General features: G+C 67.1%; 26 protein-coding genes. 11 read left to right on the top strand and 15 right to left on the bottom strand.

Annotated features, from left to right (window positions below; translation table 11 throughout):
• Nucleotides 1-46: 46 nt before the first annotated feature.
• On the top strand, nucleotides 47-586 hold the full coding sequence (ppa, locus tag ACWPMZ_RS00970) for an inorganic diphosphatase (protein ID WP_455702165.1): 540 nt from the start codon (nucleotides 47-49) through the stop codon (nucleotides 584-586).
• A gap of 28 nt (nucleotides 587-614) precedes the next feature.
• On the opposite strand, the gene ACWPMZ_RS00965 is transcribed toward ppa, so the two are convergent.
• Nucleotides 615-1,001, bottom strand: a complete 387-nt coding sequence (locus ACWPMZ_RS00965; protein WP_455702164.1) for a hypothetical protein — start codon at nucleotides 999-1,001, stop codon at nucleotides 615-617.
• A gap of 224 nt (nucleotides 1,002-1,225) precedes the next feature.
• Between ACWPMZ_RS00965 and lptB the strand changes: the two genes are divergently transcribed.
• From lptB to ACWPMZ_RS00945, 4 genes are all read left to right on the top strand, one after another.
• Entirely contained in the window at nucleotides 1,226-1,987 is a 762-nt protein-coding gene (gene lptB, locus ACWPMZ_RS00960) for an LPS export ABC transporter ATP-binding protein (RefSeq protein ID WP_455704147.1), read from the top strand.
• Between the two features lie 25 nt (nucleotides 1,988-2,012).
• Nucleotides 2,013-3,482, top strand: coding sequence for an RNA polymerase factor sigma-54 (gene rpoN, locus ACWPMZ_RS00955; RefSeq protein WP_455702163.1), 1,470 nt, complete (start codon nucleotides 2,013-2,015; stop codon nucleotides 3,480-3,482).
• A gap of 212 nt (nucleotides 3,483-3,694) precedes the next feature.
• Nucleotides 3,695-4,390 (top strand): response regulator transcription factor CtrA, encoded by a 696-nt coding sequence (gene ctrA, locus ACWPMZ_RS00950; RefSeq protein WP_166181299.1) that lies wholly within the window; start codon nucleotides 3,695-3,697, stop codon nucleotides 4,388-4,390.
• A 175-nt stretch (nucleotides 4,391-4,565) separates the two neighbouring features.
• The gene (locus ACWPMZ_RS00945) at nucleotides 4,566-5,330 is read left to right on the top strand and encodes a sulfite exporter TauE/SafE family protein (protein ID WP_455702162.1); all 765 of its coding nucleotides are present in this window, start codon (nucleotides 4,566-4,568) and stop codon (nucleotides 5,328-5,330) included.
• Nucleotides 5,331-5,381: 51 nt separating this feature from the next.
• On the opposite strand, the gene ACWPMZ_RS00940 is transcribed toward ACWPMZ_RS00945, so the two are convergent.
• Both ACWPMZ_RS00940 and ACWPMZ_RS00935 read right to left on the bottom strand, forming a co-directional pair.
• Complete coding sequence (locus tag ACWPMZ_RS00940; RefSeq protein ID WP_455702161.1) at nucleotides 5,382-5,618, bottom strand: hypothetical protein; 237 nt, start codon at nucleotides 5,616-5,618, stop codon at nucleotides 5,382-5,384.
• A gap of 84 nt (nucleotides 5,619-5,702) precedes the next feature.
• Nucleotides 5,703-8,147 (bottom strand): hypothetical protein, encoded by a 2,445-nt coding sequence (locus tag ACWPMZ_RS00935; protein ID WP_455702160.1) that lies wholly within the window; start codon nucleotides 8,145-8,147, stop codon nucleotides 5,703-5,705.
• A 247-nt stretch (nucleotides 8,148-8,394) separates the two neighbouring features.
• Here ACWPMZ_RS00935 and trmB point away from each other — a divergent pair, with 247 nt between their 5' ends.
• Nucleotides 8,395-9,111 carry a tRNA (guanine(46)-N(7))-methyltransferase TrmB gene (gene trmB / locus ACWPMZ_RS00930; RefSeq protein WP_455702159.1) on the top strand — a complete coding sequence of 239 codons (717 nt, stop codon included), beginning with the start codon at nucleotides 8,395-8,397 and terminating at the stop codon, nucleotides 9,109-9,111.
• On the opposite strand, the gene ACWPMZ_RS00925 is transcribed toward trmB, so the two are convergent.
• On the bottom strand, nucleotides 9,108-11,369 hold the full coding sequence (locus tag ACWPMZ_RS00925; RefSeq protein WP_455702158.1) for an NADP-dependent malic enzyme: 2,262 nt from the start codon (nucleotides 11,367-11,369) through the stop codon (nucleotides 9,108-9,110). The genes trmB and ACWPMZ_RS00925 overlap by 4 nt on opposite strands.
• A 109-nt stretch (nucleotides 11,370-11,478) precedes the next feature.
• Here ACWPMZ_RS00925 and mutS point away from each other — a divergent pair, with 109 nt between their 5' ends.
• Nucleotides 11,479-14,112 carry a DNA mismatch repair protein MutS gene (gene mutS, locus ACWPMZ_RS00920; RefSeq protein WP_455702157.1) on the top strand — a complete coding sequence of 878 codons (2,634 nt, stop codon included), beginning with the start codon at nucleotides 11,479-11,481 and terminating at the stop codon, nucleotides 14,110-14,112.
• 35 nt (nucleotides 14,113-14,147) lie between these two features.
• Complete coding sequence (locus ACWPMZ_RS00915) at nucleotides 14,148-14,558, top strand: YidH family protein (protein ID WP_455702156.1); 411 nt, start codon at nucleotides 14,148-14,150, stop codon at nucleotides 14,556-14,558.
• A 3-nt stretch (nucleotides 14,559-14,561) separates the two neighbouring features.
• Here ACWPMZ_RS00915 and ACWPMZ_RS00910 read toward each other — a convergent pair whose 3' ends face one another.
• From ACWPMZ_RS00910 to gluQRS, 4 genes are read right to left on the bottom strand one after another with little or no spacing between them, the layout of a single operon-like run.
• Nucleotides 14,562-14,840, bottom strand: a complete 279-nt coding sequence (locus ACWPMZ_RS00910; RefSeq protein ID WP_455702155.1) for a hypothetical protein — start codon at nucleotides 14,838-14,840, stop codon at nucleotides 14,562-14,564.
• Between the two features lie 50 nt (nucleotides 14,841-14,890).
• On the bottom strand, nucleotides 14,891-15,457 hold the full coding sequence (locus ACWPMZ_RS00905) for a cob(I)yrinic acid a,c-diamide adenosyltransferase (protein ID WP_455702154.1): 567 nt from the start codon (nucleotides 15,455-15,457) through the stop codon (nucleotides 14,891-14,893).
• Nucleotides 15,458-15,470: 13 nt separating this feature from the next.
• Nucleotides 15,471-15,698 (bottom strand): hypothetical protein, encoded by a 228-nt coding sequence (locus ACWPMZ_RS00900; RefSeq protein WP_455702153.1) that lies wholly within the window; start codon nucleotides 15,696-15,698, stop codon nucleotides 15,471-15,473.
• Entirely contained in the window at nucleotides 15,695-16,555 is an 861-nt protein-coding gene (gluQRS, locus tag ACWPMZ_RS00895; protein ID WP_455702152.1) for a tRNA glutamyl-Q(34) synthetase GluQRS, read from the bottom strand. The genes ACWPMZ_RS00900 and gluQRS overlap by 4 nt, the downstream gene beginning before the upstream one ends.
• A gap of 101 nt (nucleotides 16,556-16,656) precedes the next feature.
• Here gluQRS and ACWPMZ_RS00890 point away from each other — a divergent pair, with 101 nt between their 5' ends.
• Both ACWPMZ_RS00890 and ACWPMZ_RS00885 read left to right on the top strand, forming a co-directional pair.
• A complete protein-coding gene (locus tag ACWPMZ_RS00890; RefSeq protein ID WP_455702151.1) occupies nucleotides 16,657-17,265 on the top strand; it encodes an HNH endonuclease in 609 nt (202 codons plus the stop codon).
• Between the two features lie 88 nt (nucleotides 17,266-17,353).
• Nucleotides 17,354-17,743 (top strand): GxxExxY protein, encoded by a 390-nt coding sequence (locus tag ACWPMZ_RS00885; protein ID WP_455702150.1) that lies wholly within the window; start codon nucleotides 17,354-17,356, stop codon nucleotides 17,741-17,743.
• 54 nt (nucleotides 17,744-17,797) lie between these two features.
• Here the strand turns inward: ACWPMZ_RS00885 and kynU are convergent, their stop codons facing one another.
• The 6 genes from kynU to dksA all read right to left on the bottom strand — a co-directional run bounded on the left by kynU (nucleotide 17,798) and on the right by dksA (nucleotide 22,917).
• Nucleotides 17,798-19,018, bottom strand: coding sequence for a kynureninase (gene kynU / locus ACWPMZ_RS00880; protein WP_455702149.1), 1,221 nt, complete (start codon nucleotides 19,016-19,018; stop codon nucleotides 17,798-17,800).
• 118 nt (nucleotides 19,019-19,136) lie between these two features.
• The gene (locus ACWPMZ_RS00875; RefSeq protein ID WP_455702148.1) at nucleotides 19,137-19,928 is read right to left on the bottom strand and encodes a tryptophan 2,3-dioxygenase; all 792 of its coding nucleotides are present in this window, start codon (nucleotides 19,926-19,928) and stop codon (nucleotides 19,137-19,139) included.
• Between the two features lie 35 nt (nucleotides 19,929-19,963).
• Complete coding sequence (locus ACWPMZ_RS00870; RefSeq protein ID WP_455702147.1) at nucleotides 19,964-20,404, bottom strand: DUF4112 domain-containing protein; 441 nt, start codon at nucleotides 20,402-20,404, stop codon at nucleotides 19,964-19,966.
• A 38-nt stretch (nucleotides 20,405-20,442) separates the two neighbouring features.
• A complete protein-coding gene (locus ACWPMZ_RS00865; RefSeq protein WP_455702146.1) occupies nucleotides 20,443-21,915 on the bottom strand; it encodes an ABC transporter substrate-binding protein in 1,473 nt (490 codons plus the stop codon).
• A 37-nt stretch (nucleotides 21,916-21,952) separates the two neighbouring features.
• Nucleotides 21,953-22,318, bottom strand: coding sequence for a PilZ domain-containing protein (locus ACWPMZ_RS00860; protein ID WP_455702145.1), 366 nt, complete (start codon nucleotides 22,316-22,318; stop codon nucleotides 21,953-21,955).
• 140 nt (nucleotides 22,319-22,458) lie between these two features.
• Nucleotides 22,459-22,917 (bottom strand): RNA polymerase-binding protein DksA, encoded by a 459-nt coding sequence (dksA, locus tag ACWPMZ_RS00855; RefSeq protein ID WP_455702144.1) that lies wholly within the window; start codon nucleotides 22,915-22,917, stop codon nucleotides 22,459-22,461.
• A 313-nt stretch (nucleotides 22,918-23,230) separates the two neighbouring features.
• Here dksA and ACWPMZ_RS00850 point away from each other — a divergent pair, with 313 nt between their 5' ends.
• On the top strand, nucleotides 23,231-23,563 hold the full coding sequence (locus ACWPMZ_RS00850) for a hypothetical protein (protein ID WP_455702143.1): 333 nt from the start codon (nucleotides 23,231-23,233) through the stop codon (nucleotides 23,561-23,563).
• A 6-nt stretch (nucleotides 23,564-23,569) separates the two neighbouring features.
• Here ACWPMZ_RS00850 and ACWPMZ_RS00845 read toward each other — a convergent pair whose 3' ends face one another.
• Nucleotides 23,570-24,718, bottom strand: a complete 1,149-nt coding sequence (locus ACWPMZ_RS00845; protein WP_455702142.1) for a GNAT family N-acetyltransferase — start codon at nucleotides 24,716-24,718, stop codon at nucleotides 23,570-23,572.
• Nucleotides 24,719-24,722: the final 4 nt, after the last annotated feature.

The raw sequence follows: 24,722 nt of genomic DNA, 5'->3' as shown, positions 1-24,722 counted from the left end.
GCGCGGGGAGAGGGACCGGCACAACAAGCAATCCTGGAAAGATCTGATGCGCATCGACCTGATCCCCGTGGGCGACAACCCGCCCGAAAGCCTCAACGTCATCATCGAGGTCCCCACCGGCGGCGAGCCGGTGAAGTACGAGTTCGACAAGGAGAGCGGCGCGCTGTTCGTCGACCGCATCCTGCACACGCCGATGCGCTATCCGGCGAACTACGGCTTCGTGCCGCACACCCTTTCGCCCGACGGCGATCCGCTTGATGCGTTGGTTATCGCGCGCAGCCCGTTCATCGCGGGTTGCGTCGTCCGCGCCCGGCCGATCGGCGTGCTCAACCTGGAAGACGAGCATGGCGGCGACGAGAAGCTGATCTGCGTGCCCATCGACACGACGTTTCCGTACTATTCCGACGTGGCGGAGCGGCAGGATCTGCCCTCGATCATCTTCCAGCAGATCGAGCACTTCTTCACCCACTACAAGGACCTCGAGGTCGACAAGTGGGTGCGCGTCGGCAAGTGGGGCGATGCCGCCGAAGCGCGTGCCATCGTGCTGGAATCGATCGAGCGGGCGAAGAACGCCAAGGCCGCCTGAGTAGCCTGCCCCTGGGGCAGGTGGCGGGTCAGACGAGAGCCAGCAGCCCCTTGATCAGGCCGGTCACCACGACCGGCAGCCCGATCGCCGCGATCCACACGATCGCGCGGTCGCGGTTGAACAGCCGGTGCAGTTCGCTTTCGCCCAGCCCGCTCGCGGGGAGCGCTTCCCACCGCCGTTCGAACAGCCGGCAGCCGGGGATGATCGCCGCGACGAGCAGGACCAGCCCGAAGTAGGGCAGGATCGAACCGTGCTGGCTCTTGAGCGCAGCCATCGTGACATAGATGTTGACGCCGGTGTAGACCAGGAGCCCGTAAGCGATGTGATCGCTCATGCGTTTCGACCAGCCGGCCGGGCTGGCCTTGGTCTTGGTCCCGGTCTCGCTTGCGGTTGCCTGCCAGAGCGCCTTTGCCATGCGCCTCTCCCTTCATCCCCTCGAACGCCTTGTATTTCACTTCGCGCGTGCCCTTGCAAGGGGCTGTCGCGGGCGCGTCCCACGGCAGGACGCGCTCCCCTGATCGCGTTCCATGCACGAATCTTGCCAAACGGGGTGGAAGCCGCCCCGCTCCATTGTTACATCGCGCAGCCATGAGCAGCCTCGAAAGCCAACTGGTCGACAACGCCGCCCTCGCCGAGGCGATGGAGGCGGCCCCGGTCAATGCCGCGCCGCCGATCCCGCAGGGCGGCCTGGAAGTCATCTCGATCGCCAAGAGCTACGACAAGCGCAGCGTCCTGACCGACATCTCGCTGACCGTGGGCAAGGGCGAGGTGCTGGGCCTGCTCGGCCCCAACGGCGCCGGCAAGACGACCTGCTTCTATTCGATCATGGGCCTCGTCCGGCCGGATTCGGGTCGCATCCTGATGGACGGCGTCGATGTCACCAAGCTGCCTATGTACCGCCGCGCGATCCTTGGCCTGGGCTATCTGCCGCAGGAAACCAGCATCTTCCGCGGCATGACGGTGGAACAGAACATCAACTGCGTGCTCGAGATGGTCGAGCCCGACAAGACGGTGCGCGCGCAGGAGCTGAACCGCCTGCTCGACGAGTTCGGCCTGACCCGCCTGCGCGAAAGCCCCGCGATGGCGCTGTCGGGCGGCGAGCGGCGGCGGTGCGAGATCGCCCGCGCGCTGGCCGCCAAGCCTTCGATCATGCTGCTAGACGAGCCGTTCGCCGGCATCGACCCGCTGTCGATCGGCGACATCCGCCACCTGGTGATCGACCTCAAGGACCGCGGCATCGGGGTGCTGATCACCGACCACAACGTGCGTGAGACGCTCGACATCGTCGATCGCGCCTGCATCATCTACGGCGGCCAGGTGCTGTTCGCCGGCAGCCCCGAGGAACTGGTCGCCGACGAGAACGTCCGCCGCCTGTATCTCGGCGAATCCTTTACGCTCTGACATGGAGCAGGGGGGAAGCTAGATCGTGGCTCTGGGTCCGAGACTAGATCTCCGGCAATCCCAGTCGCTGGTGATGACGCCCCAGCTGCAGCAGGCCATTCGCCTGCTCGCGGCATCGAACCTCGAGATCGAGGCCTTCATCGGCGAGGCGCTGGAAAACAACCCGCTGCTCGAAGCCGGCGAGATGCGCGCGGTCGACCGCGAGGTTCCTGCCGAAAGCGAGGAGCAGCGGCTGCACGATGCCACGCCCGACGTGTCCTCGGGCGAAGGCGAACAGGCGCTCGACATCGACCCCGACACGCTCGACCGCGACCGCGACACCGGCGACTGGTCGGCGCAAATCACCGGCCCGCGCGCCGACGACGACCTGCCCGACATCGGTGAACGCGCCGGCAACGATCCCACGCTGGCCGAGCATCTCGAGGCCCAGGTCGGCCCGGCGGCGCCCGACGCGCGCACTGCGTTCGTCGCCCGCCATATCGTCGGCCTGCTCGACGAGGCGGGCTACCTCACCGCCACATTGCGCGAGGTCGCGGGGGACCTGGGGGTGACGCTGGCCGAGGCCGAGGCGGCGCTGAAGGTCGTCCAGTCGCTCGATCCCACGGGCGTGGGCGCGCGCACGTTGTCGGAATGCCTGGCCCTGCAGGCGATCGAGGCCGACCGCTACGATCCGTGCATGAAGCGGCTGATCGACAACCTGGACCTGGTCGCGCGCGGCGAGTTCGCCCGGCTCAAGCGCATGTGCGATGTCGACGACGAGGATTTCGCCGACATGCTGGCCGAGCTGCGCGGCTACGACCCCAAGCCCGGCCTGCGCTTTGGCGGCGGCACGCGCGAGCCGGTGGTACCCGATGTCCTGATCTCTCCGGCCCGGGGCGGCGCCGCGGGCGAGTGGGACATTCGGCTCAACGAGGCGACCCTGCCGCGCCTGGTGGTCAACCGCAGCTATTATGTCGAGCTGCGCAAGGGCTGCACCGACAAGGCCTCGCGCTCGTGGCTCGGCGAGAAACTGGCCGATGCCGGCTGGCTGATCAAGGCGCTCGACCAGCGGGCCAAGACGATCCTCAAGGTCGCCGCCGCGGTGGTGAAGGCGCAGGACGGGTTCTTCCGCAAGGGCGTGTCCGAATTGCGCCCGCTGACCCTGCGCGCGATCGCCGAGGAGATCGAGATGCATGAAAGCACGGTCAGCCGCGTCACCAGCAACAAGTACCTGACCTGCGACCGCGGCACGTTCGAGCTGAAGTACTTCTTCTCCAGCGGCGTGGGTTCGGCTGACGGCGAGGGCGCCAGCGCCGAGGCGGTCAAGGCGCAGATCCGCGCGCTGTGCGACGCGGAGGATCCCGGCGACATCCTGAGCGACGACAAACTGGTCGATCTGCTGAAGGACAAGGGCTTCGACCTGGCCCGGCGCACGGTGGCGAAATACCGCGAGGCGATCGGTATCGGCAGCTCGGTCCAGCGGCGGCGCCAGAAGAAGCTCGCCCGAATCGCCTGACGGCCTGCAATTCCTACGATTTGTTCACACAGGTAAACGCCGGGCCAGCCGCCCAAACCCCGTTTTCCTACCTGTGACTCGAAAGACTCACCTCGCAAACGTAAGCGCCGCGAACGCTTTATTAACCTTTTTCGTTGAGACCCGGCGTGGTTAACACCGGGCAATAACCGCGATCGGTTGCGGTCCGTGGGGAAGGAAAAGGGGCTACTGGCATGCGAGTGCTGCTGATCGAGGACGAGCCGACGACCGCCAAGGCGATCGAGCTCATGCTGACGACCGAAGGCTTCAACGTCTATTCGACCGACCTGGGCGAAGAGGGCTTGGATCTTGGCAAGCTGTACGATTACGACATCATCCTGCTCGACCTCAACCTGCCCGACATGCACGGCTACGATGTGCTGAAGAAGCTGCGCGTGGCCAAGGTGCAGACCCCGGTGCTCATCCTCTCGGGCATTTCGGAAATGGATTCCAAGATCCGTTCGTTCGGCTTCGGCGCAGACGACTACGTCACCAAGCCGTTCCACCGCGACGAACTGGTCGCCCGCATCCATGCCGTGGTGCGCCGTTCGAAGGGCCACAGCCAGTCGGTCATCCGTACCGGCAAGCTGGCCGTGAACCTCGATGCCAAGACCGTCGAGGTCGATGGCGCCCGGGTCCACCTGACGGGCAAGGAATACGCGATGCTCGAGCTGCTCAGCTTGCGCAAGGGCACCACGCTGACCAAGGAAATGTTCCTCAACCACCTTTACGGCGGGATGGACGAACCCGAACTCAAGATCATCGACGTGTTCATCTGCAAGCTGCGCAAGAAGCTTTCGAGCGCCTGCGGCGGGGAGAACTACATCGAAACCGTCTGGGGCCGCGGCTATGTACTGCGCGACCCGGGCGAAGAGGCCGAAGCCGCCTGACGCGAACGGAAAATCCCCTGGACGGGACCTGACAGGCCCCGGAGCGCAACCCGCTCCGGGGCCTTCTCTTTTTGCCACACCGCGCACCGCGCTCGCAGGCAACGCAGAATTTCTTTGTTTCCGGGCCAGTCCCGGTCGCTCAATTCGCAGGGGCGACAGCCGAGCGAGGTAGCGGATGCATTTTGGCGAGTTCGACCTCTGGGCCATTCTCCCCTTCATCGCCGTCGGCTTTGCCGCTCAGCTCGTCGACGGCGCGCTCGGCATGGCGTTCGGAGTGATCATGAACACCCTGCTGGTGGGCTTCCTGGGCGTTCCTCCTGCCCTCGCCTCGCAGCGGGTCCACGTGGTCGAATGCTTCACCACCGCGACCAGCGCGCTGAGCCACCTGTTCCACCGCAACATCGACCTCAAGCTGTTCCTGCGCCTGCTGGTGCCGGGCGTGATCGGCGGGATCCTGGGCGCCTATCTGCTGACCAGCATCGATGCGGCGGTGATGAAGCCCTTCATCCTGATCTACCTGACCAGCATCGGGCTCTATCTGCTGGCCCGCGGGCTGCTCTATCCGCCGCAGAAGCGCGAGGCGAAGCACGTGGCCCCGCTGGGCCTGGTGGGCGGGTTTCTCGACGCCGCGGGCGGCGGAGGCTGGGGGCCGGTGGTGACCAGCAACCTGCTGATCCAGGGCGCCGATCCGCGCAAGGTGGTCGGCACCGTGAACTCGGTCGAATTCTTCCTCACGCTGACGATCTCGGCCGCGTTCATCTTCCACCTCGGCGTGGCCGACCTTGCCGGGCCGACCCTCGGCCTGCTGATCGGCGGGGTTCTCGCCGCTCCGCTGGGAGCATGGGCGGCCAAGCACTTTCCGGCCAAGTGGATGCTGATCCTCGTCGGCGTCGTGCTTTCGCTGACCAGTGCCTACGGCGTCTGGACCGCATGGGGCTGAAGGCTACGGCGGAACACCATCGCTCGGCGGAGCAGGTGCGTGAGGAGCAGTTCAGCGCCGAACCAGGCGCTTGATTGCCATCGCCGCTACATAGGGAACGGCCACGAGCGCCGCGTGCAGAAGCAGCGAAACGGCCGTGCGCTCGAGCGACAGATCGGTAATCGTCGCCGCCGTGACGACGGCCGTCCAGCCCAGCACGACCAGCGCCATCGCCTGCACTTCGCGCTTGCCCAACACAGCGTGCTGCCAGCCCAGAATCGCCGAGATGATCACCGCCGCCAGTTCCATCCGACCCTGCTGCCGGGCGGGGCGCGGCGCGTCAAACAGGATTGCGGCCGGTCTGCCCAATGCAGACCGGCCGCCGTTCCGAACTCAGGGCAGGATGTACCCGTTGTTGTTGAAGTAATCGAGATTGGCGTGGATCGTCGATCCGGCCAGGAGCTCGAACGCGGCGGTTCCGCCGGTATCGACCCCGAGCTGCCAGGCGTTTGAAGTCATCCCCACCTTCGCGGTGTTCTTCAGCTCGTTTGCGGCCAGGATCTCGTCGCCGCTGGTGGTCGCAATCAGCCAGTCCACCGCCTCCTGGATGTAGTCGGCCGTGGTGTTGAACCCGTCCGCCTTGTCGGCATCGCCGACGTACGAACCGCTGACGTAGTTCAACCACGAGGCCACGACATCGCGCGCGACCTGATAGCGTCCGTCCTGCTGCTCCTTCGTCGACGCGTTCAGCAAGCTCAGCGCATAATCGTGGCCGACGATGAGGACGTTGTTGCCGTCGTCGGCAACCCCGTTCCTGTTCCAGTCGCCGATCATCAGGAAGCCCGATTGGGAGCCGTCGGCAGTCCCGTCCGCATTGGAATCGTGAAGGACGTAGAGCAGGTCCTTGTACACGCCGTCGGGCGCGTTGTTCTTCGACGCTCCGATAACAAGGCCCAGGCCGCCGGACTTGGCATAGGTACTTTCGCTGCCGTCCCAGATCGGGCTGGCGTTGTTCGACCAGAAGCCGGGTGTGTAGGCCTGGTTCACGCTCGAGATGATGGTTTCGTCATCACAGGCGCCAACCGGGTTCCCTTCGTCGTCCGTGACACTGACGCAGGCGATGTTCGTATAGCTCTCGCCGGGCATGAGCAGAATGTCGGTCGTCCACTGGTAGATCCAGGTCTCGCCGACATCGAGCAGGCCGTTCCCGTTGTCGCCGCTGACGTACAAGGCGCTGAGGTCCTTGTCGTCGAGGTCGTCGAGCGGAGTGCCGTTGTCGTCGATCAGCGTGACGATCGTCAACGGGTCGGTCGACACCGTGCTCTCGTTGGTGATCGCGTAGGTGAAGGTGACGGACGTCAGGGCCCCGGCCTGCACCTCGTTGGTCGAAGCGGTTTTCACGATGGCCACATCCGGCAGGACGTCGGTGACGGTGACGCTGGCGTCGTCCTGGGCGGTGGCCTCGTTGCCTTCGTCGTCGGTGCCCTTGACCACCGCGATGTTGGTCCACGGCGAGTCCGAGACGTCCTTCACCACGTTGCTGGCGGTGTAGCTGAAGTTCCACACTTCGGTGGAGTCGAGCAGGTAGTCGCCGTCGGCGTCGCCGCTGACGTAGTACGTGCCGTGGTTGGAGCCGAACACGAACCCGGCCAGCAGGTTCACGTCGTCGCCGGCATTGGCCAGGCCGGGCGTGCCGGCATCGTCGACGAAGCTGGTCAGCAGGATCGGGTCGGTCGACTTGCTCTGGCTCGACACCGCATAGGTGTAGACCACGTTGGTCGCCGTGCCTTCGCTGATGCTCGTCGGGTTCGCCGTCTTGACCAGCGAGATCGCCGGCAGGACGTCGGTGCCCGTCACGCTCGCATTGTCGCTGTCGGTTACCTGGGTGGCTTCGTTGTCATGCGCGACCACGGTCACCACGTTGGTGCGCGTATCGCCGGCATCGAGGACCATGTCATCGGCCGTGTAGCGGAAGGTCCAGGTTTCGGTTGAGTCGAGCAGGTAGTCGCCGTCGCCGTCGCCGCTCACATAGTAGGTGCCGTAGTTCGATCCGAACACGAACCCGGTAAGCAGATTCACGTCGTCGGCAAGATTGAGGGCGGTCGCGGAATCGTCGACCAGCGTATCCAGCCGCAGCGGATCGCTTGCCGCGCTCTGGCTGGTCAGCGTGTAGGTGAAGATCACGTCGGTGGGCGTACCCTCGGCGATCGTGGTGACATTGGCGACCTTGTCCACCGTAATGGCAGGCGGAGGTTCGGTCGTGCCGCCATCCGATCCCAGGACGCGCCATTCCTCGAAACCGCCGTCGGCACCCGTGAAGCGCGAATACAGGGTGAAATAGACATCGCCCGGATCGAAAGCGGTCGTCGGGATGAGGATCCGGTAGTCGTCGGTTCCGCTGCCTTCGTTTACGTCCTGAAGAGCAACAGTTCCATTCAGGTCGAACACTCGGTGGAAGCCGGCGAAATCGTTTGCGTAGTTGTTGTCGTCCGAGAAGTTGGCACCGGTCGCCGCCGCGGCGGAGCCCATGATCCACAACTCGTCAAGCGTGATCGGCGTACCGGCAGTGGTGTTGTCCTCGTTAACGTCGAGCCGGACCTCGTAGTAGGTCTTTCCGTCGATCGTCAGGATCGACATGTCAGACAGCTTGAGACTGTGGGTCCAGATGCCGTTCTTGTTATCCGCCTGGTTGTTGGTGTCGGTGTTGTAACCTTCCTCGGTTCCGCCGGCTTGCAGCCGCAGAAACGAGTTGTAGTTGCCGGTCCCGGCGCCAACGGAGGTGGTTTCGATGTAGAACGGGTCCTCGCCAAGGACGCCGTTGTTAAGTAGAGATAGCACCACGATATTTCTCCCTCGAAAGGAGGAAATTCCCTCAGCCGGACCCTGGAGCCGCAGATCTCTGCGCGCGTTGTGCTGTCGAGTCGTTCCTCGATTACCGCGCGAAACTACGCCCAAACTGGACGTAAGTTAACTGATTCTTTACAAAGCGATAATCCACGGGCGTGATTAGCGATGGTTGCGGCAGTGACGGTCGCGGCAAATCGCTGGTTGCGGCGCCGCGCTCTCCTCGCCATTGCCCGCCGCCATGACGGCTCACAAACCCGGCGACCCGACCACCCTGCAAAAGCTCTACGGCCGCGCCAAGGGGAAGCCGCTGCGCGCCGGCCAGCAGGACCTGGTCGATACCCTGCTGCCGCGGATTGCCGTGCCGCCGGCGGGGCCGGTCACCGCGCAGGCACTATTCGGCCGCGATGTTCCGCTGCACTTCGAGATCGGCTTCGGGGGCGGCGAGCATCTGGCCGAACGGGCGGATATGTTGCCGGATCACGGTTTCATCGGCGCCGAGCCCTTCCTCAACGGCGTGGCCCAGGCGCTGATGCACGTCGACGGCGACCATGGCGCGCATCCTCCGCTTGGCAACGTCCGCCTGCATCACGGGGACGCGCTGGACGTGCTGCGCCGTATACCCGACGGGGCGCTGAGCTTCATTTACCTGCTGCACCCGGACCCCTGGCCCAAGGCGCGACACGCCAAGCGGCGCATGATGAACGACGGCCCGGTCGAACTGTTCGCCGCCAAGCTGCGCCCCGGCGGCGAGTTTCGCTTCGGCACCGACCATGCGGTCTATCTGCGCCACGCCCTCATGGTCATGCGCCGCCATACCGATGACTTCGACTGGCTGACCGAGGGACCGCAGAGCTGGCAGGTTCGCCCGAGCGGCTGGCCGGAGACACGCTACGAGCGCAAGGCCCGCACCGTCTACGGGCACGAGGTCTGGTACTTCCGCTACCGCAGGCGCTAGCTCACCACCCCCGCGCTCGCCAGGACCGCCAGCGTCAGGATATCCGGCGCAATGGCCGTCATCGGGGCTATCTGGACCGGTTTCTCCATCCCGATCAGCATCGGCCCGATCACCGCGTTGCCGGCCAGTTCACGCAGCAGCTTGGCCGACAGGTTGGCCGATTGCAGGCCGGGCATGATCAACACGTTGGCCGGGGCCGACAGGCGGCTGAAGGGATAGAGCTTCATCACCGTCGGATTCAGCGCCGCATCGGGCGCCATCTCGCCTTCGTATTCGAAGCCGGGCTGCTTCAGATCGAGGATGTGGACGGCTTGGCGGATATTCTCGAGCCACTTGCCCGAAGGATTGCCGAAGGTCGAATAGCTGAGGAATGCAACGCGCGGTTCATGGCCCAGCCGCCGCGCGACGCGTGCCGTCTCGCACGCGATATGCGCCAGCTCCTCTGAGCTCGGCCGCTCGTTGATCGTCGTGTCGGCGAGGAAGACGGTGTAGTTCTTGCCGATCATCAGGTGGATGCCGAACGGTATCCCCTCGGGCTTGGGATCGAGCACCAGCGCGATCTCGCGCGCCGTCTGGGCAAATGTGCGGGTGGTGCCCGAAATCAGCGCATCGCCCTTCCCCAGCGCCACCAGCAGCGCGGCGAACACGTTGCGCTCCTGGTTGACCATGCGGCGCACGTCGCGCTCGGTGTACCCCTTGCGCTGCAGGCGCTCGTACAGGAACGCGACCATCGCGGGCACGTCGGGGCAGTCGGCGGAATTCTGGATTTCGAACGCGTCGGGGTCCGATACGGCCAGTTCCCGCAGCTTGTCCTTCACCGCCTGCGTGCGACCGACAAGGACGGGCGTGCCGTAACCGAAATCGCGGAACTGGATGGCCGCGCGCAGCACGACATCCTCTTCCGCCTCGGCGAAGACGACGCGCTTGGGCTCGCGCTTGGCATCCTCGTAGACCTGCGTCAGGACCGAGGTGGTGGGATTGAGCCGGGCCCGTAGGCTGATGCGATAGGCCTCCATGTCCTCGATCGGCTTTTGCGCGACGCCGGAATCCATTGCTGCCTGGGCCACGGCCGAGGAGACGGTTTCCATCAGGCGCGGATCGAACGGCGCGGGAATGATATAGTCGCGGCCGAACTGGTGATCGACGCCATAGGCCGCCGCGACCTCTTCCGGCACGCGCTGGCGCGCCAGATTGGCGATGGCGTGGGCGGCGGCGATCTTCATCTCTTCGTTGATCGCGGTCGCGCGCACGTCGAGCGCGCCGCGGAAGATGAACGGGAAGCCGAGGACGTTGTTGACCTGGTTGGGATAATCGCTTCGCCCGGTGGCGATGATCGCGTCGGGTCGCACGGCCTTGGCATCTTCCGGCAAGATTTCGGGCGTGGGATTGGCCATCGCGAAGATGATCGGTTGGTCGGCCATGTCGGCCACCCATTCGGGCTGCAGCGCGCCCGCCGCCGAAAGGCCGAGAAACACGTCAGCGCCTTTCAGCGCCTCTTCTAGGCTGCGGGCCTCGGTCGGGACGGCGTGCGCGCTCTTCCACTGGTCGACGCCCTCGCGCCCGGGATAGATCGGCCCCTTGCGGTCGCAGACGATGACCTGATCGTGCGGCACGCCCAGTGCCTTGATCAGGGCGGTGCAGGCCAGCGCGGAAGCGCCGGCGCCGTTCACCACCATGCGCACGTCCTTCATCTGACGGCCGGTCAGCAGGCAGGCGTTGATGAGGCCGGCAGCGGCGATGATCGCCGTGCCGTGCTGGTCGTCGTGCATGACCGGGATCTTCATCCGCTCGCGCAGGGCCTGCTCGATCACGAAGCACTCTGGCGCGGCGATGTCTTCCAGGTTGATGCCGCCGAAGGTCGGCTCCATCAGGGCGACCGCCTCGATGAACTTCTGGGGATCTTCGGTGTCGAGTTCGATGTCGATCGAATCCACGTCGGCGAAGCGCTTGAACAGGACGGCCTTGCCCTCCATCACCGGCTTCGCGGCCAGAGCGCCCAGGTTGCCCAGGCCGAGGATCGCGGTGCCGTTGGTGATGACCGCAACGAGATTGGCCCGCGCGGTATATTCGCCGGCACAGAGCGGATCCGCGGCGATCGCCTCGACCGGAGCAGCCACGCCGGGCGAATAGGCCAGGCTCAGATCGCGCTGGGTCGCCATCGGTTTGGAAGCGACGATCTCGATCTTTCCCGGGCGGATCGTCGAATGATAAAAAAGCGCTTCGCGCGTGGTGAAGCTGTCGTTCTTGTCTTCGGCCAAGAAGTTTCTCCTGTCACCGCTTCCCTAACCGCCGATCCGCGATGGCGATAGGGGAAAGGCGCGCGTCCCGCCTTCCCGAATCGTCGCCCGCAACGCTACGCCCCCGGTGATGGCCGGCTCCGCGACCCCGATGATGGCGCAATACCTGTCGCTGAAGCGCGAGGCAGAAGATTGCCTGCTGTTCTACCGCATGGGCGATTTCTTCGAGCTGTTTTTCGACGACGCGAAAGTGGCCGCGCAAGTCCTCGACATCGCGCTGACCAGCCGCGGCGAGCATGATGGCGCGCCGATCCCGATGTGCGGCGTGCCGGTCCATTCGGCGGAGGGCTACCTTGCACGCCTGATAAAGGCCGGGTGCCGGGTGGCGATCGCCGAGCAAACCGAAACTCCGGAACAGGCGAAGGCGCGGGCCAGGCGCGACGGGACCCCGTCGTCGAAGGTCTTGGTGGCGCGCGACATCGTCCGCTTCGTCACGGCAGGCACGCTGACCGAGGAATCGCTGCTCGAGCCGCGCCGCGCCAACCGGCTGGTTGCCGCCTGCGAGGTTCGCGGAACCTGCGGGATCGCGGTGTGTGACATCTCGACCGGGCAGATGGAACTGGAGGAGTGTTCGCACGAGGCGCTGGCGGGCGTGCTGGCCAGGATCGGCGCAAGCGAGATCGTCGTTCCGGACGACTGGCAACTCGCGCCCGGCGAGGCGATCGCTCGGCCGAGGCAGGACTTCGCCAGCGACGCGGGCGAAGCGCGGCTCAAGGCGATCCATGGCGTCGCCACGCTCGACGGGTTCGGGCACTTCGGGCGCGCGATGCTGGCGGCCGCCGGCGGGCTGGTCGCCTATCTCGACCATGCAGGCCGCGGCACGCTGCCCCTTCTGCTGCCACCGATCGCGCGCGAGCCGGACGGCACTCTGGCGATGGACCAGGCCACCCGCGCCAGCCTGGAAATCCTCGAAAGCTCGGCGGGTGGCGGGCGGGCCGGTAGCCTGATCGGTGCGATCGACCGCTGTGTGACGGGCGCCGGGGCGCGGCAACTTGCCGAGGATCTCGCTGCTCCCCTGGCCGCCAAGGCGCCGATCGACGCACGGCTCGCGCTGGTGGGGCTGTTCCATGCCGACCCGCTGCTGCGCGGCGACGTTCGCGAGATGCTGCGCCACCTGCCCGACATCGGCCGTGCGCTCGGGCGGATCATAGCCGGGCGCGGCTCCCCGCGCGACCTTGGCCAGTTGCGCGACGGATTGAACGAAGCGCGCCGTCTGCGCGATGCTCTTCAGGCGCTGCCCGATCGGCCCGCGCTTCTCGCGTCCCTCCTGCCGGCGCTGGGCGGGCATGGCGCGCTGACCGACCTGCTCGGCCGCGCGCTCGTTCCCTCGCCCCCGACCGAACGAACGCAGGGCGGCTACATCGCCGAAGGCTTCGATGCGTCGCTCGACGAACTGCGCCGGGTTTCGGGCAATGCCCGCCGTGCCATCGCCGCGCTCGAGACCAAATACCGCGACGAGACCGGCATCGCCGCACTCAAGATCAGGCACAACGGCGTGCTCGGCTATTTCATCGAGGTCCCCGCGAAGCATGGCGATGCCCTGATGGCGCCCGACAGCGGGTTCACCCACCGCCAGACGATGGCGGGTGCGGTGCGCTTCAACTCGCTCCACCTGCACGAGGAAGCCTCGCGGATCGCCGAGGCCGGCGGCCACGCGCTGGCGGCGGAAGAGGCGCATTTCGAAGAACTCGTTTCCATCGTGGCAAAGACGGCGCGGGCCATCGCCGATACGGCCGCCGCCCTAGCCCGGATCGACGTGGCGGCGGGTCAGGCGGAGCGGGCGGCCGAAGGCGGATGGGCCCTGCCGGAGATCGCCGAGAACCGCTGCCTCGAGATCGTCGGCGGCCGCCACCCGGTGGTGGAGGCCGCGCTGGCCCGCGATCCGACCGGCACCGGACAGCGCTTCGTCGCCAACGACTGCAAGCTTGCCCCCGACGACCGGCTTTGGCTGATCGGCGGCCCGAACATGGGCGGCAAGTCCACCTTCCTGCGCCAGAACGCGCTGATCGTGCTGCTGGCACAGGCGGGCGGATACGTTCCGGCCATCGAGGCGCGGATCGGGCTGGTCGACCGGCTGTTCAGCCGCGTGGGCGCAAGCGACAACCTCGCCCGGGGCCGCTCGACCTTCATGGTCGAGATGGTCGAGACCGCCGCCATTCTAGCCCAGGCGACGGAGGACAGCTTCGTCATTCTCGACGAGGTGGGCCGCGGGACGAGCACGTATGACGGACTGGCGCTGGCTTGGGCGGTGGTGGAGGCGGTGCACGAACGGAACCGCTGCCGCTGCCTGTTCGCGACGCATTACCATGAACTCGCCCGTCTTGCCGAAAGCTGCGACGCGCTCTCGCTCCATCACGTGCGCGCGCGCGAATGGAAGGGTGACCTTGTCCTTCTGCATGAGGTTGCCGAGGGCCCGGCCGACCGATCCTACGGCCTTGCGGTCGCCAAGCTGGCAGGGGTGCCGCAGGAGGTCATCGCGCGGGCGAAATCCGTGCTCGACAGGCTGGAAAAGGGCCGCGTGCAGACCGGCGGCCTCGCGGCCGGCCTGGGGGACCTCCCTCTGTTCGCCGCGGCGATGGAAGCGCAGGAAGAGGAGTGCGATGCCCTGCGGGATCGCCTGCAGGCGCTCGATCTGGACGCGCTGAGTCCGCGCGATGCGCTCGATTTGTTGTACGAACTCAAGCGCGAGGCCGGGGACGGCTGATTTGCCTTTTCGCGCATCGCCATTAGCGTGGCGTCATGGCGCAGGATGAAACCACCGACGGCAAGGACTTGAGCACCGAATGGGCCGAGTTGCGTACCGACCTTGCCGAGGACCGCAACATCATGGCGATGGAGCGGACCTTCGCGGGGTGGATGCGCACCGCGTTCGCGGCGATCGGGATAGGGCTCGCCTTCAAGGCGGTGTTCGGAGCATTCGAGCCGCCGTGGCTGGCAAAGGCCATCGCGACCGTCTTCATCCTTGCCGGTGGCTGGCTGGCGATTTCCGCCCAGCGCCGAACCTGCGCGACGCTCTCCCGTCTTGAGGCCCACAAGGTCGTCTCGGCAGGGTCGCCGAACTACCGCATACTGGCGTATGCGGTCGCGCTCGGCGCCCTGATCCTCGTGGCGGGGCTGTGGATTTTGAACGACGGCCCGATCGGCGGCTGAGCCTCAGTCCTCGTCGGGGTCGTGGCCCCGGCCGTACTTGTCGTCTTCGTCGTCCATGTTGGGTTCGCCGCGATAGGCGCTCATGTCGATCCGGCCCGACTGCTCCATGTCGCGCATCTCGTCGATCAGGTCCTTGCCGCCGCCGCCGACCTTCTCGCTGTCGAGCGGGCTGTGCAGGTCGGGCCGCAGGGCTTCCTCGGCGATTTCCTGCGCCTGCGCGTCCTCGTCCTCCTGCTCGTCGTTGACGTTTTCCGGAGCGAGAGTGTCTTTCCGATCGATCATGAAAAATTCTCCTTTGCGCGCCAAACGCCGGGCAGGAGAAAGCGGTTCCGTCAGCGGCTGGCGCCCGGTCGCCACAGGACGTCGCCCTGGCCCGCCGCATTGACCGCGCGGGCGAGGACGAAGAGGTAATCCGAGAGGCGGTTGACGAAGGCCAGCGCGGCGGGATTCACCGGTTCCACCGAGGCGAGCGCGGTCATCGCGCGCTCCGCCCGGCGCACCGCGGCGCGGGCGAGATGGACGCGGGCGGCCGCCTCGCTGCCGCCGGGAAGGATGAAACTCGTCAGCGGATCGAGCGATGAATTCATCACGTCCATCCGCTGTTCGAGCCACGTCGCCTGCGGAGCGACGATCCGCAGGACCATCTCCGACGGCGCGAAGTCGCTGCCGGGCGTTGCGAGGTCAGCGCCGAGATCGAACAGGTCGTTCTGCAGCCGGGTGCAATCGGCCGCCGCATCGCCGTCCAGCACCACGACCGCCAGGCCGAGCGCGCAATTGGCTTCGTCCACCGCGCCGATGGCTTCGAACCGGAGATCGTGCTTGGGGCGGCGGCTGCCGTCGACGAGGCCGGTCGTCCCGTCGTCGCCGGTGCGGGTGTAGATCCGGTTGAGCTTGACCACGGCGGTCAGCCGGTCAGCGCGCGAGGCCCAGCAGCAGCGCCACCACCAGGATCGCCGCGGCCTGGAACTTGATGCGGCTGAACATCATCTTGTTCTGCATCAGCTGCAGGTCCTTGTGCCTGGTCGACCCGGCGTCGATGTCGGCGCGGTTGGCGGCGAGAAAGGCGACGATCCCGCGCACCAGCGAGACGACGACCATGATCATCAGGATCACGAGCACGATGATGAGAAATGTGGTCATGGGGCAATATCTAGGGTGTCGGACAGCGATATGCCAGCGGGCAATCGCCCGGCGCGCAGGGCGTCGGCCAGCGCCGGGCCATCCTCCCCCGCCAGCCGGCGTTCGGACAGCGAGGGGGAGCCCCGCCGCTTCGCCAGCTTGCGCCCCTGCGGATCGAGCAGCAGCGCGTGGTGGTGCCAGGTCGGCACGGGCAGCCCGAGCAGCGCCTGCAGCAGGCGGTGGACGTGGGTCGCGGCGAACAGGTCGGTCCCGCGCGTCACCAGCGTGACCCCGTCGGCCGCATCGTCGACCGTCACTGCCAGGTGATAGCTCGCCGGGGTATCGGCGTCCTTGCGCACGATCACCGGATCGCCGCCCGCCTCGGGCCGGGCCGCCTGCTCGCCGCGAAGCTCGTCTTGCCACGCCAGCGGTCCGGTCAGCGCCAGGGCCGCTGCGATGTCGAGCCGCCATGCCGCGCCCGCCGGATCGACGTTCCTCCCGCGGCAGGTTCCGGGATAGACCGGCCCGTCCGGGCCGGATTTCGTGGTGGCGGCGGCAATGTCCGCCCGGGTGCAGCTGCACGGATAGAGCAGGCCGCGGGCGCGCAACCGCTCCGCCGCCGCGCGATATGCCGCGACCCGCGTGGACTGCGCCGGTACCTCGTCCCACGCGAGCCCGAGCCAGGCGAGGTCGGCGCGGAAATCCGCCGCCAGCCCGGCCCGGCTGCGCGCGCCGTCGATATCCTCGATCCGCAGCAGGAACCGCCCGCCCCGCTCGCTTGCCAGATCGTGCGCCACGATCGCCGCGAACGCGTGGCCGAGATGCAACGGACCGTTCGGGCTGGGGGCGAAGCGCGTGGTCGGAACAGTCTGCGGCACGCCCCCTCCTCTCACTCCGCTGTGGATTCGCCAAGTGTCACGGGGTTGACGCTTTTTCGCGCAAATGCTCCCTTCGCATCAGTCAGGGAGGGACGCGACCCGTGTTCAAGGCCGATCTGATCGAGCGCGCCGCGACGTTCCGCAGCGCCATGGAAGACCCCACCCGGCGGCTGGAGAGCTGCCCGGCGCTGGTGCTCAACGCCGACTACACGCCGCTGTCCTACTATCCGCTCAGCCTCTGGCCGTGGCAGACCGCGATCAAGGCGGTGTTCCTCGAGCGGGTCGACATCGTCGCCAGCTACGAGCGGCTGGTCCACTCGATCAACCTGGACATGCAGATCCCCAGCGTGATCGCGCTGCGGCAATACGTCCGGCCGAGCGAGTTTCCCGCCTTCACCCGGTTCAACCTGTTCCTGCGCGACCGCTTCCAGTGCCAGTACTGCGGCAGCGAGGCGCACCTGACCTTCGACCACGTCGTCCCCCGCCGGCTGGGCGGCAAGACGAGCTGGGAAAACATCCTCACCGCCTGCGCCCCGTGCAACATGAAGAAGGGCGGCCGCACCCCGCGCCAGGCGGCGATGCACCCGCTGGTCGAGCCGATCCGCCCGACCCACTGGCAGTTGCAGCAACACGGCAAGCAGTTCCCGCCCAACTACCTGCACGAGACATGGCGGGATTGGCTGTACTGGGACATCGAGCTGGAGGCCTAGTCTTCATCGGCTTTCCGCCCGGAGCAACTTCCCGCGAGCATCGATTTCACGCAAAGGCGCAAAGGTGGAAAGGCAGCAAAGGGCGCTGATGGACATCGAAGAGCTTGCCCGTGTAGCGGTGGATTGCGGATTCAAGCTTCACAAGGAGATCGGGCCGGGCCTTCTAGAGTCGGTCTATGAGGTTCTTCTCGCCGATGCCCTTCGCGAGAATGGGCTGCATGTCGAAACGCAGGTTCGGGTGCCGCTGCGTCAGAGAGAAGTAGTCATAGAGAACGCGTTTCGCGTCGACCTGCTGGTCGAACGAAATCTGGTCGTCGAGATCAAGTCGACCGAGCGCGATAGCGCTCTCTACCCCAAGCAACTTCTCACTTATCTCAGGATCATGGGCCTGCCGCTGGGTTTGCTGATGAACTTCGGACAGGAAACCTTCAAACAGGGCATTCAGCGTGTTGTGAACAACCACCGTCAGAATTTGTAAGCCGCTTCGCGGCTTTTCCCCTTCGCGCCTTTGCGTGGAATATGCCGAAAGCCACTACGTCACCGCCCCCCGCTGCCTGAATTCCTCGCGCTGCCATTCGCCGCTCGCCAGAACCTCGCCGAGCGCCTGGGCGGCGTGCCAGCAGTCCTCGAAACGGAGGTACGCGGGCGCGAGGCCGAGGCGCAGGAGGTCGGGATCGCGGAAATCGCCGATCACGCCGCGCGCGATGAGCGCCTGGCACAGCGCGTAGGCGTCCGGGTGGCGGTACGACAGGTGGCTGCCGCGCGGAGTGTCGCCATCGGGGCTGATGCAGGGCAGATCGGGCGCAACCTGCGCGATGGCGGCGCGCAGGAAACCCGAGAGCGAGCGCGATTTGGCAGACAGCCGCGCCGTGCCGATCTCGGCAATGATCCGCACGCCTTCCTCCAGCGCCGCCATGCCCAGGATCGGCGGCGTGCCGGTCAGCAGCTGCTCGATTCCCGGCGCAGGGGTGTAATCGTCGGTGAAGGCGAACGGAGCGGCGTGGCCCATCCAGCCGGTCAGCGGTTGCCGCAGGGCGGCATGGTGGCGCTGCGCCGCGAAGGCGAAGGCCGGCGCGCCGGGGCCGCCGTTGAAATACTTGTAGCCGCAGCCGACCGCCAAGTCCGCTTCACAGCCATTGAGATCGATCTCGACCGCGCCCGCGCTGTGCGACAGGTCCCACAGGACCAGCGCGCCGGCAGCGTGCGCGGCGCGGGTGAGCGCGGCCATGTCGTGCATCGCGCCGGTCTTGTAGTGGACATGGGTCAGCAGCAGCAGCGCCACATCGCTGCCCAGCGCGCCCTCGATGTCGCCCGGAGCGGCCAGCCGCAGTTCGGCCAGGCCCTGCGCCTCCAGCCCGGCGATCATGTAGAGGTCGGTCGGGAAGTTGCCCGGCTCGCTGACGATGACTTTCCTGCCGGGTCGCATGGCGAGCGCGGCGGCGATCAGCTTGAACAGGTTCACGCTGGTCGAATCGCACACGATCACCTCGTTCGGGGCGGCACCGATCAGCGGCGCGATCATGCCGCCGACCTTCCGCGGCAGGTCGATCCAGTGCGCGCTGTTCCACGAGCGGATCAGGCCTTCGCCCCATTCCCTGCGGATCACCTCGCCCATCCGGCTGGCGGTGCCCAGCGGCAGCGCGCCGAGTGAATTGCCGTCGAGGTAGATCACCCCCGGCGGCAGCGCGAAGAGCCCGCGATAGCCGGCCAGCGGATCGGCCGCGTCGAGCGCGCGGGCATCGGACAGCGTCACCACTCCCGTTCGTCCTGAGCTTGTCGAAGGACAGATCACGGCAGGGCGCAAGGTCGCGGGAATTCGCGGTTCGACAAGCTCACCACGAACGGACCTGCGGTCCGGGTCGACAGCGCCCTCAAACCTCGGTCCTCACCGCCAGCAGTTCGGGGAAGAAGCCCTTCTTTAGCACGCTTTCGAGATAGGGCACCCCCGCGGTGCCGCCGGTGCCGCGCTTGAAACCGATGATCCGCTCGACCGTCTTGAGATGCCCGAAGCGCCAGCGCTGGAAATGGTATTCGAGGTCGACCAGCTTTTCGGCCAGTTCGTAGAGGTCCCAGTATTCGTCCGGGTCGCGATAGACGGTGGCCCAGGCCGCGACGATCGCCTCGTTGGTGTCGTGCGGGCGCTCCAGCCCGCGCGCCAGCACCTCCTCGGGGATGGCGAAGCCGCGGCGGTCGAGCAGGCGCACGACCTCGTCGTAGAGGCTCGGCCGGTCGAGTTCGGCCCTGAGCGCGGCGGCGACGTCGGGCGTGGCCTCGTGCATGGTGACCATGTCGGGATTGCGGCCGCCGAGGATGAATTCCATCAGGCGGTACTGCGCCGACTGGAACCCGCTCGAGTTGCCGAGGAACGGGCGGACCTGGGAGTAGTCGTGCGGGGTCATCGTGCTGAGCACGTCCCAGCTGGCGATGAGCTGGTTCTGCGCGCGGGCCACGCGGGCGAGCATCTTGAACGCCGGGCTGAGATCGTCCGCCGCGATCAGGGCACGGGCGGCGGTCAGTTCGTGCAGGCACAGCTTGAGCCACAGCTCGCTCGCCTGGTGGACGACGATGAACAGCATCTCATCGTGCGCGCCCGAAACGGGATGCTGCGCCGCGAGCACGCGGTCGAGGTCCAGGTAGGAAGCGTAGGTGACGTCGTCTGCCATGGCCCGGCCCTAGCGCACGAACGTCTCGGGTGAAACTACCCCTCGATGACCTTGGTGGCCGGGTGGTGCTTGTCGAGGTGAGCCTTCACGATGCGCAGGTTCTTGCTGTTCGACCGGAAGGCCAGGTCGAACAGGTCGCCCGCCACCGGAATCGCGCCGACCGCGCTGTCGAAGGCGATGTTGCCGGCCATGCGCCACAGCTTCCATTTCGGCATGCCGAGGTTGCGGGCTTCCCACACCAGGTAAGCGCCCATCGCCGCGGTCACCACGTCGCCCGCGACCGGGATCAGGCCGATCAGCGAATCGAGCCCGACGCGGCCGATCACGGGCACGTGAAACACGTTCTCGAGCAGCTTTTCCATCGCCTCAATCCGCTGGCGCACGCTGGCCGGGTCGTTGGCGGTCGGGATGCTGATGCCCATCGGCAGCGGGCGCGGCGGGCGCCGCTGCGGGGAAGACATATCAACGGGTTCCATCGGCAGCCCTCCTGAATCGGGATCGGACGATCCCGGCGTTATCTGGGTAACGTCGCCATGTCCGGCAAGGGATGCCAGGCCCACGGGTTGGCGGCATAGCCTTCCACGGTGCCGCGCACCAGCGACCAGCGCAGCGGCTGGGCGAGCGGGATGAAGACATTGTCGGCGGTGAGGATCGCCTCGGCCCGGGCGAGCGCGTCGGCGCGTTCCTGCGCGTCCTCGGTCGTCATGGCGATGCGCACCTCGGCGTCGGCCTCGCGCGAGCAGGCGCCGCGCCCCAGGGTGCAGTTGAACTGGTTGAGGAACCAGCGCGGATCGCCGTAGCGGGCCACCCGGTCGATCAGCACGAGGTCGGCCGGCTCGCCCGGCGAGACCCGCCGCAGGGTGACGCCGATCTGCGCCCATTGCTCGGCCAGCCCGTTGAACAGCGCGGCGTGGCCGGGCAGGTTGCTCAGCTCCACCGTCAGGACGGCGGGCGCGCCCTCGCCCACCCCCCCGCGCCAGGCAGCGACGCGGTTGGCGGCTTCCTGCCGCAGCGCCTCGATTGCGATCCCCTCCCACCGCTCGGTCGCCTCCTCGCCCGCGACCGGGACAGGGGCGATCCGCGTGGTCGGCAGCCAGCCGCCGATGTTGAACGGCGCCAGCAGGGCCGCGCGGTCGATCGCCATGGACAGCGCCTCGCGGGTCTGCGGCTGGGCCAGCAAGCCTTCCTCGCGCCGCACCCGCAGCCCGAACAGGCCGATCGCCGGGTCGAGCCGCCGCGTCCCGCGCGACAGCGGGCCGGGGTCGGCCAGCGGCCAGCTGCCCAGCCGCCCGCCGAGCACGACGTCGATCGCCCCTTCCTCGAACGCGGTGACCGCGGCCTGCGGCCCGTAGGCGAACAGCGCGAGAGGGCGGACATACTCCTGCCAGTTCTCTTCGTCCGGCAGGCCGCGCGCGGCGGGCGGCTTGAACTTCAGTTCCGCCCGCTCGCCTTCGCGTTCGAGCACCATCGGGCCGGAGGGGAAGCCGCCGTGCGTCAGCGCCAGCTCGGGCTGGGCGACGAGGCGCAGGAACTGCGGCATGGGGCTGCGCAGGCGGATTTCGATGACCCGGCCCGCCATGGCCCGCACTTCCTCCACCGGCGCGAGATCAAGCCCCAGCGACGTGCCGCGTAGCTCGCGCATGACCCGCTGCAGCGCGGCGCGCGCGCTCTGCCCGGTCAGCGGCTCACCGTCGGGCCAGGTGCCGTCGCGCAGGCGGAAGATGTAGCTGCGGCCCTCGTCGGCCACGATCCAGCGGTCGGCCAGGCCGGGCACGATCTCCCCTTGTGCGTTGAGCCCGACCAGCCCAGCGCCGGTCGCGCCGCGCACCACCTGCCCGCCTTCGGACAGTCGCAGCCCGGTGGAAAACAGTTCGTTCGGCTCGTCGATAACGGCGATGCCAAGGGGGCCATCGGTGCCCGAGCCGCATCCGGCCAGCGCCAGGGCCAGCGGGGCGGCAAGGAGCGGAAGGAGGAACCGGCCGGTCACCCAGCCGCTCTAGGGCGCCCGCCGAGCGGGCGAAAGGTCAGATCTTGCGCAGGCGCACCTGGTCGACCGGCATGGCCGGATTGCGCACGAACCGCGGGGTGTGGACCGCCGAGACGGTCCCGACCGGCGCGCGGGCCAGCTTGGGGTCGATTTCCTCGACGAAGGCGATGCCGATGCGGTTGTCTTGCACCCAGGCGACCGAACCCTCGACGTCGCCGATGTTGCGCAAGGTGACCACGACCAGCGATCCGCGCGCGACGCGCATCGCGCCCTCGGCCATCATCCCGCCGGCCGAGAGGTTGCGCACCTTGACCTGCTGCCGCGTGTCGCCGCCGTCGACGCGCACCTCCGCCATCAGCAGGAGGCTGTCGCGATCGACCTGGCGTGTTTCGACGTTGCTCATAGGCTCGGTTCCATAAATCCTGCGCGTTCGGCGGCCCTGCGGCCGCGACTGCGCGCGTCTGACCCCCCAGGTCTGTCGCAAAACCTGGTTATCGAGCCTTTAACGCCGTGCGGAAATTAGCCGACCTGTCCCGAAACGGGTCAGTTGTCGCGCGAGACCTTCTCGCGGCGCTCGTGGGCCTGCTGGGCCTCCACGGTCATGGTGGCGATCGGGCGGGCGATCAGGCGGTTGATGCCGATCGGCTCGCCGGTCACTTCGCACCAGCCATATTCGCCGTCGTCGAGCCGGCGCAGGGCCGAATCGATCTTGGCGATGAGCTTGCGCTGGCGGTCGCGGGTGCGCAGCTCGATGCCCCAGTCGGTCTCGCTCGAGGCGCGGTCGTTCATGTCGGGTTCGCGGATCGGGCCGTCCTGCAGCGACTGCAGCGTGAATTCCGATGCGGTGAGGATCGACTTCTTCCATTCGAGCAGGAGCACGCGGAAGTAGTTCAGCTGTTCCTTGGACATGTATTCTTCGGCGTCGCTGGGCGCATAATCGCGCGGCAAGGCGCGCTTGGCCTTCGCGAGAATGTCGATGTCGTCACCAAGAACAGACGCCATCCGCAATGCACTCCGAACAAGTATCCAGATCTTCCGGCGCCTGCCGCTTCACGTCTGTCGGCTCGGCCCCAGATGTCCGGGCAGCGCCCGGCTGGCGCGGCCTATAAGGGCAGCCCGTCAGCCGCACAAGCGGCAATCCCGGCTGACTTAGAGTTGGATTCATTAAGCTTGCCCGAACGTTCTGGCAGGCGATGGTAAAGGCAGCGTTGAAAGTATTTGCCGCGCCGTTAACCATTTTTTTAACGCGAGCCTGCTCAACCTCACTGCAGGAAAAACGCACGGCGAGGGGCCGGGCGCCAACAGGGGGTAGATCATGGAACTGACCAGGATCGAAGGGTTCGCAGAAGTTCGCCGGCTGGACGACACGGTCGTCAATCTCTTGCTGGCCAAATGCCTTGCCGCCGCGGCGCAGGGCGACACCAGTGCCTATTTCGACCTGGGCGTGGCGTTCTCGACCGGCAGCAACGGCGCGCCGTGCGACATGATCGAGGCGCACAAGTGGTTCAACCTGGCGGCCTCCAAGGGCCACGAGGAAGCCGCCTGGTGCCGCGCCGACATCTCCGACGAGATGACCGCCCGCGAGATCGCCGAAGCCCAGCGCCGCGCGCGCGAATGGCTTTGCAATGGAGTCCGCCGCGCCGCCTGAGCGGTCCTAGCCTTTCCGGTAAGGCGTCTTGCCGGACAGGTAGAGGCTGTCGTTCGCGATGCCCTGGCGTTCGCGCTCCAGGAAATCCTCCACCGCCTCGCGGAACCCTGCATCGGCCAGCCAGTGGGCCGACCAGGTCCGCACCGGGGCATATCCGCGGGCCAGCTTGTGCCCGCCCTGCGCCCCCGCCTCGACCCGGCTCAGCCCGCGCGAGATCGCCGCGTCGATCGCCTGGTAATAGCATAGCTCAAAATGCAGGAACGGCTTGTCCCAGGTGCAGCCCCAGTACCTGCCGTAGAGCGCGTCCCCGCCGATGAAGTTGAGCGCGCCGGCGATGGCTTGCCCGTCCATCTCGGCCAGGATCAGCAGGACCTTGTCCCCCATCCGCTCGCCGAACAGGTCGAACGCCGCCCGCGTCAGGTAGGGGTGGCCCCACTTACGCGCCCCGGTGTCCTGATAGAATTCCCAGAAGGCATCCCAGTGCTCGGGGCGGATCTCGGCCCCGGTCAGGTGGCGGATCGTGACGCCTTCCTGCGCCTTGGCCCGCTCCTTGCGCAGGTCCTTGCGCTTGCGCGACGCAAGCGCGGCGAGGAAATCCTCGAAGCTGGCGTAGCCACAGTTCTCCCAGTGGAACTGGATGTCGTTGCGCAGCAGCCATCCGCCCTGTTCGAACAGGCCGCGCTGGGCGGGCTCGATGAAGGTCGCATGGGCGCCCGACAGGCCGTGCTGGGCGCACAGGGCCTCGGCCGCCCGGAGCAGCATCGGCCCTACGGCCGCTTCCGGCGCGTCGGGGGCGATCAGCAGGCGCGGCCCGGTCGCCGGGGTGAACGGCGCGGCGATCTGCAGCTTGGGATAATAGCGCCCGCCCGCGCGCTCCCACGCGTCGGCCCAGGCGTGGTCGAACACGTATTCGCCCTGCGAGTGGCTCTTGAGGTAGGCCGGCGCGGCGCCGAGCAGGCGGCCGCGCGCATCCTCGATCAGCAGGGGGGCCGGGCTCCAGCCGGTGCCGTGCCCAACGCTGCCCGAATCCTCGAGCGCGGTCAGGAAGGCGTGGCTGACGAAGGGATTGTCCGGCCCCGCCAGCGCATCCCAGTCGGCCGCCGGGATCGACCCAACGGAGGGCGCCACTTTCGCGATGAGATCGCCGTCGGCCATCGCG

The sequence above is a fragment of the Tsuneonella sp. HG222 genome (assembly GCF_053819185.1).
This window is presented reverse-complemented; position numbering and strand designations above follow the sequence as displayed.